The organism is Streptomyces sp. CB01881, from assembly GCF_002953255.1.
Lineage (GTDB): Bacteria > Actinomycetota > Actinomycetes > Streptomycetales > Streptomycetaceae > Kitasatospora.
The window spans coordinates 1097740-1108843 of record NZ_CP026498.1 but is presented as its reverse complement, the minus strand read 5'-3'; the positions used below and the strand labels follow the sequence as shown (position 1 = coordinate 1108843).

Annotated in this window: 2 protein-coding genes; both read left to right on the top strand. The window is 73.4% G+C overall.

Translation table 11 applies throughout. From position 1 onward, the window contains the following. Window position 1 precedes the first annotated feature (1 nt). Entirely contained in the window at window positions 2–9370 is a 9369-nt protein-coding gene (locus tag C2142_RS05080) for an SDR family NAD(P)-dependent oxidoreductase (RefSeq protein WP_148641272.1), read from the top strand. Between the two features lie 107 nt (window positions 9371–9477). Next, complete coding sequence (locus tag C2142_RS05075; RefSeq protein ID WP_206670891.1) at window positions 9478–10824, top strand: PfaD family polyunsaturated fatty acid/polyketide biosynthesis protein; 1347 nt, start codon at window positions 9478–9480, stop codon at window positions 10822–10824. The last annotated feature ends 280 nt before the right edge of the window (window positions 10825–11104 follow it).

Below are 11104 nucleotides of genomic sequence, written 5' to 3'. Positions count from 1 at the left end.
CATGCAGCACATCATCCGGCGCGAAGCCATCACCACCGCCCGCAGCGGTACACGGGTTCCCCTGGCCCGCCTCTGCCGGGAGATCGCGGACGGCACGGCGGCCCCGGCCGTCGAGGCCGCCGACGGCACCGCGGACACCCTGGTCGACGACGACCTGCTGAGCCGCCTGCTGCTCAGCCAGCTGCAGAGCGTGGGCCTCTTCTCGGACGCCGCCCCCCGCCTGCCGCTCGGCGAGGAGCTGCGGCGCTGGCTGGACGAGTCCGTCCGCCAGCTCCTCGACCGCGGCTACCTGCACGGCGACGCCGCACAGGCCCGCCCGGTGCACGCGGTCAGCAGCCGCGACGTCTGGGCGGAGTGGGAGGAGCGCAGCGCGCAGTGGTCGCGCAACGCCGACCTGCGCGCGCAGGTCGTGCTCCTCGACGCCATGCTGCGCGCCCTGCCGCGGATCCTGACCGGCGAGGTGCTCGCCACCGACGTCATGTTCCCCAACTCCTCGATGGAGCTGGTCGAGGGGATCTACAAGAACAACCCCGTCACCGACACCTTCAACGGCATCATGGCCGACGCGGTGGCCGGCATCGTGCGGGAGATCGTGCGCTGCGACCCGTCGGCGCGGATCCGCCTGCTGGAGATCGGCGCGGGCACCGGCGGCGGGAGCGTGAAGGTCTTCGAGCGGCTCGAACCCTTCGCCGCCCACGTCGAGACGTACTGCTACACCGACCTCTCCAAGTCCTTCCTGATGTACGCGGAGAAGGAGTACGGGCCCAGGTACCCGTACCTCGACTACCGGATCTTCAACGTCGAGGCGCCGCTGGCCGGCCAGGACGTCGAGCCGGGCTCCTACGACATCGTGCTCGCCACCAACGTGCTGCACGCCACCAAGGACATCCGCCGGACGCTGCGCAACGCCAAGGGCGCGCTGAAGGAGAACGGCGTCCTGCTCGCCAACGAGCTCTCCTCGCACTCGCTCTTCACCCACCTGACCTTCGGCCTGCTCGAAGGCTGGTGGCTGTACGAGGACACCGAGCTGCGCATCCCGGGCTGCCCGGGCCTGACCCCCGAGTCCTGGGAGGAGGTGCTCGACGAGGAGGGCTTCGGCGCGGTGTCGTTCCCCGCGCAGCGGCTGCACGACCTGGGCCACCAGGTGATCGCGGCCGACAGCGACGGGCTGATCCGCCAGGAGCTCGCGGGCGCCCCCGCCGACGGGGGCGCCGCGCGGGCCGCCGACGCGCAGGACGCCCCGGCCCGCCCCGAGGCCCCGGCGCACCGCCCCGCGCGGACCGGGGCCCGCACACCGGCGGTCACGGACGAGGTGCTGGAACAGCACGTCAAGGACGTCATCTTCGAGCAACTGAAGCTCTCCCTGAAGGTCGACCGGACGCAGATCTCCGCGGACGACGCCTTCATGGACTACGGCATCGACTCGATCATCGGCGTGCAGCTCATCCAGGAGATCAACCGGAAGATCGGCATCGACCTGGCCACCACCGACCTCTTCGACCACGGCTCGGTGAACCGGCTGGCCCGGTACATCGCCGGCGCCCACCGCGCGGAGGCCACCGCCTCGCTCCCTGCCGCGCTGCGCGCCCCGGCCGCCGAGCCCGCCCCGCTCCCGGCGGCACACCCCGCGGCCCCGCAGCCGGCCGTCGCGCCGCAGGCCCAGCAGGCCCGGGTTCCCGCGCGGGCACCGCACGAGCCGGCGGGCCCGCTGCACAAGGAGCCGATCGCCATCGTCGGCATGAGCGGCCGGTTCGGCGGCTCGCCCGGCGTCGAGCAGCTCTGGGAGCACCTGGCGCAGGGCCACGACCTGATCGAGAAGATCTCGCGCTGGGACATGTCGGGCTACCACCCCGAGGGCGCGCAGCGCTGCGAACACGGCAGCTTCATCGACGACATCGACCGCTTCGACCCGACGTTCTTCAACATCTCCGGCGTCGAGGCGACCTACATGGACCCCCAGCAGCGGGTGTTCCTGGAGGAGTCCTGGAAGGCGCTGGAGGACGCCGGCTACGCGGGCGCCGGCACCCGGGGCCGCAAGGTCGGCGTCTACGTCGGCTGCCAGGAGAGCGGCTACGCGCAGCTGTTCGGCGGCGAGGCGCCGCCGCAGTCCATGTGGGGCAACGCGCTCTCGGCGATGCCGGCGCGGATCTCCTACTACCTGGACCTCCAGGGCCCGGCGATCTCCGTCGACACCGCGTGCTCCAGCTCGTTGGTGGCCATCCACCTCGCCTGCCAGGGCCTGTGGGGCGGCGAGACCGAGATGGCCATCGCCGGCGGTGTCGCCATCCAGACCACACCCAAGTTCTGGGTGATCGCCGGACAGGCCGGCATGCTCTCCGCGAGCGGCCGCTGCCACACCTTCGACGACCGCGCCGACGGCTTCGTCCCCGGCGAGGGCGCGGGCGTCGTCGTCCTCAAGCGGCTCAGCGACGCGCTCGCCGACGGGGACCACATCCACGGCGTCATCAGCGGCTCCGGCGTCAACCAGGACGGCGCGTCGAACGGGATCACCGCACCGAGCGCCAAGTCCCAGGAGCGGCTGGAGCGTTCGGTCTACGACGCGTTCGGGATCAACCCCGAGCACATCCAGCTGATGGAGGCCCACGGCACCGGCACCAAGCTCGGCGACCCGATCGAGTACCAGGCGCTCAAGCGGGCCTTCCGCCACTACACCCAGCAGCGGGACTACTGCGCGCTGGGCTCGATCAAGTCCAACCTCGGCCACACCATCACCGCCGCTGGCATCGCCGGCGTCATCAAGGTGCTGCTCTCGCTGCGCCACCGGCGCATCCCGCCCTCGATCAACTTCGAGCGGGGCAACGCGCACATCGACTTCACCGACAGCCCGTTCTACGTGAACACCGAGGACCGCCCCTGGGAGGCCGGGGGAGACGGCACCCGCCGCGCCGCCGTCAGCTCCTTCGGCGTCAGCGGGACCAACGCCCACCTGGTGATCGAGGAGGCCCCGTACCGGGCCCACCGCACCGGCGGGCCCTCCGCGCACCTCGTCACCCTGTCCGCGGGCACCGCCGAGCAGCTGGAGGAGCAGGCCGAACGGCTCCTCGCGCACTGCGAGCAGCAGCCCGGCCTCGACCCGGGCGACATCGGCTTCACCCTGCTCGTCGGCCGCAGGCACCTGCCGCACCGGCTGGCCCTGGTCGTGCGCGACCAGGCCGAGCTGGTCCAGAACCTGCGGCTGTGGACGGCCAAGGGCCAGAGCCCGCGCGTCTGCGCCGGCGAGGTGCCCGCGCAGGGGAACCAGGAGCGCGCCGCGCTGCGCAACTTCGGCAACGAGTGCATCCGGCAGGCGGCGGCGGGCACCGACCCCGACTCCCTCGCCGAACTGCTCGCCACCGTCGCGGACCTCTACGTCCAGGGCTACGGCCTGGACTACGCCGCGCTGTTCGCCGACGGGCAGTACACCCGCGTCCCGCTGCCGACCTACCCGTTCGCCCGCGAGCGGTACTGGGTGCCGCAGGCGCAGCCGCAGACCGCGGCGCTCCCGGCCGCGACCGGCCAGCACACCGCCGCGCACCCGCTGCTCCACGCCGACGTCTCGGACTTCCGCTCCCGGCGCTACCGGTCCGAGTTCACCGGTGAGGAGTTCTTCCTCCGCGACCACGTGGTGAAGGGCCACAAGGTCCTGCCCGGCGTCGCCTGCCTGGAGATGGCCCGGGCCGCCGCCGCCCTCACCCTCGGCGGACCGGCCCAAGGCGGCCGCGGCCTCGCCCTGCGCAACGTCGTCTGGGCGCGCCCGGTGACCGCCGGCGCGGAGCCCGTCACCCTCACCACCTCGCTGGTGCCCAGGGGCCACGACGAGGCCGACTACGAGATCGCCGGCCCGGCCGGCGACACCCCCGGCGCCGCGGTGGTGCACAGCCAGGGGCAGGTGGTCCTCAAGGACCTCGGCCCGGCCGTGCTCGACCTGCCCGGCCTGCGGGCCGCCTGCGGCCGGACCGAGATCGGTGCCGACCGCCTCTACCCGGCGTACGAGGCCATCGGCTTCAGCTACGGGGACGGGCACCGCGGCATCGAACGGCTGCACATCGGCCGTGACCAGGTCCTGGTGCAGCTGAAGCTGCCCGCCTCGGTGCGCGCCACCCGGGACGCCTACGTCCTGCACCCCAGCCTCCTCGACTCCACGCTCCAGGCCTCGCTCGGCATGGGGCTGGCGGGCGGCGACGCGGACACCCTCGACGTGTCCGGCATGAAGCCCTCGCTGCCGTTCGCCCTGGACGAGCTGGAGGTGCTCGGCTCCTGCACCGAGGCGATGTGGGCCTGGATCCGCTACAGCGCGGGCGTCGAGCGCGGCGGCAAGGTCTTCAAGCTCGACATCGACCTCTGCGACGAGCAGGGCGGGGTGCGCGCCCGGATCAGGGGCATGTCCTACCGCGTCCTGGACGGCGAGGTCGGCGCCGCCGCCGAGACGCCCGTGGTCCGGGCCGCCGGGGTGGAGTCGGTCGCCTTCGTGCCTGCCTGGCGGGAGCCCGCCCCGGGCGCCGCGGCGGTCGAACCGCACCGGCACGCCGTCCTGCTGCCCGACCTGCCCGCCCTCGCCGACGCGCTGGCCGGCCAGGACCCGGCGGTGCGGGTGCTGTCCCTGACCTCCGCCGCCGCGGGGATCGCCGAGCGGTTCACCGAGTACACCGAGCAGGCCCTCGCCCACGTCCGGCGCCTGCTGGACGACCCGGCCCGGGAGCGGCTGCTGGTGCAGCTCGTCGTCCCCGACCGGGGGGAGCCGGCGACCGTTCAGGGCCTGCTCGGCCTCCTGAAGTCGGCCCAGGCCGAGGACCCGCGGCTGCTGGCCCAGGCCGTCCTGGTCGACCCGGACGAGCCCGCCGCGCAGCTCGCCGGCCGGGTCGCCGCCGGACGCCGCCACCCCGGCGAGGCCTGCCTGCGCTTCCGCGACGGCCGCACCGAGGCGCTGACCTGGGCCGAGGGCGACAACCGGCCCGAGACCCGGGTGCCCTGGCGGACCGGCGGGGTCTACCTCGTCACCGGCGGCCTCGGCGGCGTCGCGACCCTGTTCGCCCAGGACATGGCCACGGTGCACGGCATCACCCTCGTGCTGGCCGGACGCTCGGCGCTGCGCCCCGAGCAGCGGGCCGTCCTGGACGGCTGGCGCGCGCAGGGGGCGGACGTCCGCTACGAGCGCGTGGACGTCGCCCGGGCGGCCGAGGTGCGGGCGCTGGTCGAGGGGATCGTCCAGGAGCACGGCGCCCTGCACGGCATCGTCCACAGCGCCGGCGTCCTGCGTGACGGCCTCCTGCGGCGCAAGACCGCCGAGGAGTGCCGGGAGGTGCTCGCGCCGAAGGTGGCGGGCCTGGTCAACCTGGACGAGGCCAGCAAGGACGTCCCGCTGGACTTCCTGGTCGTCTGCGCCGGTGCGGCCGGGGTGTTCGGCAACACCGGGCAGGCCGACTACGCCGCCGCCAACGCCTTCCAGGACGCCTACACGCACCACCGGCAGGAGCTGGTGGCCCGCGGGCTGCGCTCCGGCGCCTCCGTCTGCGTCGACTGGCCGCTCTGGGCCGAGGGCGGGATGCGCGTCGACGCCGCCACCGAGACGGTGATGCGCGAGCGGCTGGGCATGGTGCCCATGCCGACCGCCACCGGGCTCGCCGCGCTGTACGCCGCGCTCGGCGCGCCGCGGACCCAGGTCCTGGTGATCGCCGGGGACGCGGAGAGGATCCGGCGGACCGTGCTGCACGGGGCCCCGCAGCCGGAGCCCCGGCCCGCGGCCGTGCCCGCGCCTGCGCCGGCCAGGCCCGCCGCAGGCTCCGCGGGTGCCGGACGGAAGGCCGTCCGCGCCGAGCTGGTCACGTACCTCAGGAACACCCTCGCCGAGGTGATCCAGGTGCCCGCGCACCGGATCGACCCCGGGGCGCCGTTCGAGCGGTTCGGCATCGACTCGGTGCTGGCGCTCGCCGTCACCAACCGGCTGGAGGCCGACTTCGGCTCGCTGTCGAAGACGCTCTTCTTCGAGCACCAGACCATCGACGACCTGAGCGGCTACTTCCTCGGCGCCCACGCGGGCGCGCTGGAGTCGGTGCTGGGCATCCGCGACGCGTCGCCGGAACCGGCCGCGCCCGCCGCGCCGCCCGCGGTCCCCGCCGCGCCGCCCGCCTCCGCCGCCACGGTCCCGTCCGCTCCCGCCGCCACGGCCGCCACCGCGGCACCCGTACGGCGGGAGCCCGCCGACGACGCGCCGCAGCGGCGGTCCGCGCCGCAGGAGGACGCCATCGCGGTGGTCGGCCTCTCCGGCCGCTACCCCGGGGCCAGGGACCTCGACGAGCTCTGGGACGCCATGGCCGCCGGGCGCGACCTCGTCACCGAGGTCCCCGAGGACCGCTGGGACCACGAGCTCTACTACGACCCGGAGCAGAACAAGCCCGGCCGGACCCCCACCAAGTGGGGCGGGTTCATCGACGGCGTCGCCGACTTCGACCCGCTGTTCTTCAACGTCTCGCCGCGCGAGGCGGCGATCACGGACCCGCAGACGCGCCTCTTCCTGGAGTGCGTCTGGAACCTCCTGGAGGGCTCCGGCTACACCCGCGAGCGCCTGCGCACCGCGTACGGCAGCCGGGTCGGGGTCTACGTCGGCGCGATGTACCAGCAGTACCAGCTGCTGTCGTCCGACATCGTCCACGAGTCCATCACCTCGGTGATGTCCTACAGCGCCATCGCCAACCGGGTGTCGCACTTCTTCGACCTCCAGGGGCCGAGCCTCGCGGTCGACACGACCTGCTCCTCCTCGCTCGTCGCCATCCACATGGCCTGTGAGGAACTCCGCCGCGGCGGCTGCGACATGATGATCGCGGGCGGCGTCAACCTGACGCTCCACCCGAAGAAGTTCCTCGGGCTGAGCCTGACCGGCCTCACCGGCAGCGATCCCGGCAGCCGGGCCTTCCTGGACGGCGACGGCTTCCTGCCCGCCGAGGGCGTGGGCGCCGTCCTGCTGAAGCCGCTGGCACGGGCCGTCAGCGACGGGGACGAGATCCTCGCCGTCATCAGGTCCAGCGCCACCAACCACAAGGGCCGGACCAACGGCCCGATGGTGCCCAGCCCCGACCGGCAGGCGGAGCTGATCGAGGAGAACCTGGAGCGGGCCGGCGTCCACCCGCGCACGGTCGGCTACGTGGAGGCGTCCGCGAACGGCTCCCAGCTGGGCGACGCCATCGAGTTCGCGGCGCTGCGCAAGGTGTTCGGCAGGCACACGCAGGACGAGGGCTTCTGCGCCCTGGGCACGGTCAAGTCCTCCTTCGGCAACGCCGAGGCGGCCTCCGGCATCGCCCAGCTGAGCAAGGTCGCCCTCCAGCTCAAGCACCGCCGGCTCGTCCCGTTCGTCGGGCAGGGCGGGCTCAACCCCGGCGTCCAGCCGGCCGGGACGGCGTTCTACCTCCCGCGGGAGGCGCAGCCCTGGCACCGGCCGGTGGTGGACGTCGACGGGCAGGAGCGTGAGTACCCGAGGCGCGCGACCATCAGCGCCTTCGGCGCCGGCGGGTCCAACGCCCACCTGGTCGTCGAGGAGTACGTCCCCGAGCAGTCCGTCGCCGACGGGCACGAGGACGACCGGGCACCGCAGGTCGTCGTCCTCTCCGCGCGCAACGAGGGCCGGCTGAAGGCCGTCGCCGAGCGGCTGCTGGAGTTCGTGAACGCGCAGGACGGGCTCTCCCTCGCCGACCTCGCCCACACGCTGCAGAGCGGGCGCGAGGCCATGGACGCGCGGCTGGCGCTGGTGGCGGGGAGCACCGGCGAGCTCGTCGCGGGCCTCGGCCACTACCTCGCCGGCACCGCCGGCCAGGCCCCGGTGCCGCTCTTCACGGGCGACGCGCGACGTGAGGACTCGGAGCTCGGCGCCCTGCTGAGCGGACGGGTCGGGGACGCGGTGGTCCGCGAGCTGCTCGCGGAGAACCGGCCCGAGAACGTGGCCCTGTTCTGGGCCCGGGGCGGGAACGTGCCGTGGGAGGCCCTCCCGCGCGAGGGCCGGGCGCCGCGGATGCTGCGGACGCTGCCGACCTACCCGTTCGACCGGAAGCGGTACTGGGTGCCCCAGGGCGAGCCGTCCGCGCCCGTCCCCGCGCCCGCGCCGGTGGTCCCGGCCCCGGCCGGGAACGGTCAGGCCGCCCCGGCGGGGACCGGCGCCGCGGAGCGGCTCACCGTCCTGGTCGCCGACCTGCTGGGCGTCCCGGCGGACGCGCTGGACCTCGACGCGCCGCTCCAGGACCTCGGGTTCAGCTCGATCCTGGCGATGCAGCTGGTGAAGGGCATCCAGACGGAGGTCGACCCCGCGGCCGACCTCCAGGCCCTGGCCGACTGCCGGTCGACCCGGGACCTGGTGCGCCGCTTCGGCTCCGCCGTCCCGTCCGCCGCCGCGGCCGCCGGGGCCGCGCAGCCCCAGGCGCGCTTCCCCGAGGTGATCCGCCTCAACGCCGTCACCGAGGGCCGGCCGGTCTTCTGGTTCCACGGCGGGCTCGGCGGGCTGGAGGTCTACGGCGCGGTCGCCGACGCGTTCGGGCGGCCCTTCCACGGCATCCAGGCACGCGGCTGGATGTCCGACGCGGAGCCGCTGAACGGCATCACGGCCATGGCCGCGCACTACGCGCACATCATCCGCACCGTCCAGCCCGAGGGTCCGTACGACCTCGGCGGCTACTCGCTCGGCGGCCTGCTGGCGTACGAGGTGACCCGTCAACTGCAGGAGCAGGGCGAGACGGTGGAGACCATCGTCATGGTCGACGCGATGTACGGTGATAGGGTGAAGGAAATGACCATGTCACGTAAGGACATGGTGCTCCAGCAGGTCAACGCCCTGCTGTTCGCGGCCGTCAGGCCGGCTCCGGAGAACTTCGCGGACGCGTTCATCGCGGCCGCCGAGGTCGACTGGAGCCAGGGCGACGACGAGCTGCTCGACCGGCTGATCGCGGTCGCGCAGCAGCGCGGCCTGGGCGGCTCCGCGGAGGCGCTGCGCGCCCTCGTGGAGCAGAACGTCCGGGTCCAGGAGGCCTACGGGGTCCTGGAGTACGACGTCCGTCCGCTCGCCCGGCCGGAGTCCGTCACCTGCTTCTACTTCCGCAACAAGAGCGGCCTCTTCTACGGGGAGCTCGAACCGGTCTTCTCCACCCAGGAGGACGGCACGGCGCTGGACCAGGTGAACTACTGGGAGGAGTGGCAGCAGCAGCTGCCCAACTTCCACCGGACCGACGTGGACTCCTCGAACCACTTCGTGATCCTCAGCGACCCGAAGTCGCTCTCCGCCATCCGCTCCTTCTGCGAGCTGTTCTACTCCGGCAGCCGGGAGGAGAAGCGGATCGCGGCCGCCAAGACCTGGGTGGGCCGTCGCCGGCGGAGCTCGCGCAGCAAGAAGTGACCGGGGCGGCGCGCCCGCAGGGACACCAGGAACAGTGGGCGGGCGGCCGCCTCCCGGAAGGGGGCGGCCGTCCCCGGCCCGTCGAGCAGGGGGCTGCATTGGACAGCGTGGCACGGAGGCTCGGGAGCGAGTCCTTCCGCAGGGACTTCGGCGTCGACTACGCGTACCTGTCGGGGTCGATGTACCGGGGCATCGCCTCGAAGGAGCTGGTGGTCGCCATGGGGCGCGGCGGCTTCATGGGCTTCCTCGGGGCGGCGGGGCTGAGCCCGGACCGGGTGCGGGGCGACATCGCCCACATCCGCCGGAACCTGGCGCCGCACCAGCCGTTCGGCGTCAACCTGCTCTGCGACCTCCAGGACCCGGCGCGCGAGACGGCCGCCGTCGAGCGGCTGCTCGCCGAGGGCGTGCGCATCGTCGAGGCCTCGGCCTTCGTCAAGGTCACGCCGGCCCTGGTGCTGTTCCACCTGAGCGGGCTGCGCCGGGGTCCTGACGGCGGTGTCGTGCGGGGCCACCGGATCGTGGCGAAGGTCTCCCGCCCCGAGGTGGCGCGGGAGTTCATGCGGCCCGCGCCGCAGGCCCTCGTCGCGCAGCTGCTGGCGCAGGGCCGGGTCACCCCCGAGCAGGCCGGGCTGGCCAGGGGGGTCCCGGTGGCCCAGGACCTCTGCATCGAGGCGGACTCGGGGGGCCACACGGACCGCGGCGTGCCCACCGTGCTGCTGCCGTCGATGCAGGCCCTGCGCCGCGACCTGACCCGGGAGTTCGGGTACACCGAGGAGATCCGGCTGGGGGCGGCGGGCGGGATCGGCACCCCGCAGGCCGTCGCCGCGGCCTTCACCATGGGTGCGGACTTCGTGATGACGGGTTCGGTCAACCAGTGCACGGTGGAGGCCGGAATCACCGACGCGGTGAAGGACCGGTTGCAGGAAATCGACGTCCAGGACACCGACTACTGTCCGGCCGGTGACATGTTCGAGATCGGCGCGCTGGTCCAGGTGTTGAGGAAGGGCGTGCTCTTTCCCGCCCGGGCCAACAAGCTGTTCGCGCTCTACAAGTCCTACGACTCCTGGGACGAGATTCCGGAGGGCACCCGGCGGCAGATCCAGGAGACGTACTTCAAGCGGAGCGTGGAGGAGGTCTGGCGGGAGACCAGGGAGCATCTGGAACGCACCGGCCGGGTGGCCGAGATCGGGCGTGCCGAGCGCAGCCCGAAACGCAGGATGGCGCTGATCTTCCGCTGGTACTACGGGTACACCAGCCGGCTCTCGTTCACGGACCCCGAGCGCGATCCGGCGAACGTGCAGGTCCACACCGGTCCCGCGCTCGGCTCCTACAACCAGTGGGTGAAGGGGACCCCGCAGGAGAACTGGCGCAACCGGCACGTGGACCGGATCGCGGCCGGGCTCATGCGGGAGGCCGCCGGGATTCTGACGGAGCGGCTGCACGCCCTGGCTTGAAACCGGCGTGGTGCGGGCGCGATGCCGCCCTGACGGCCGATGGGAATTGTCACACTGGTCACCCCGTGCAGCCAGGCACTATGATCTGATTATCCGTCACCGTCGGTAACCAGGGGGGGCACAAAGGCTGATGTCACGTCAACTGCCGGCCGGTCCAACACGGCCTGGCAGGGCGCGACGAGGTGCCGGCCGGCGAGGAGTGCGGAGAGCCGCGGGCATTTCCGGGACGAGCAGGTAAGGGGCGGGCGGTCGCCCCCTGCCGGGCCTCATCCGGTCCGTC

Bases quoted from the DNA above. Each gene is read 5' to 3' on its own strand.
- C2142_RS05080 (WP_148641272.1), top strand. From the start codon at position 2: ATGCAGCACATCATCCGGCGCGAAGCCATCACCACCGCCCGCAGCGGT.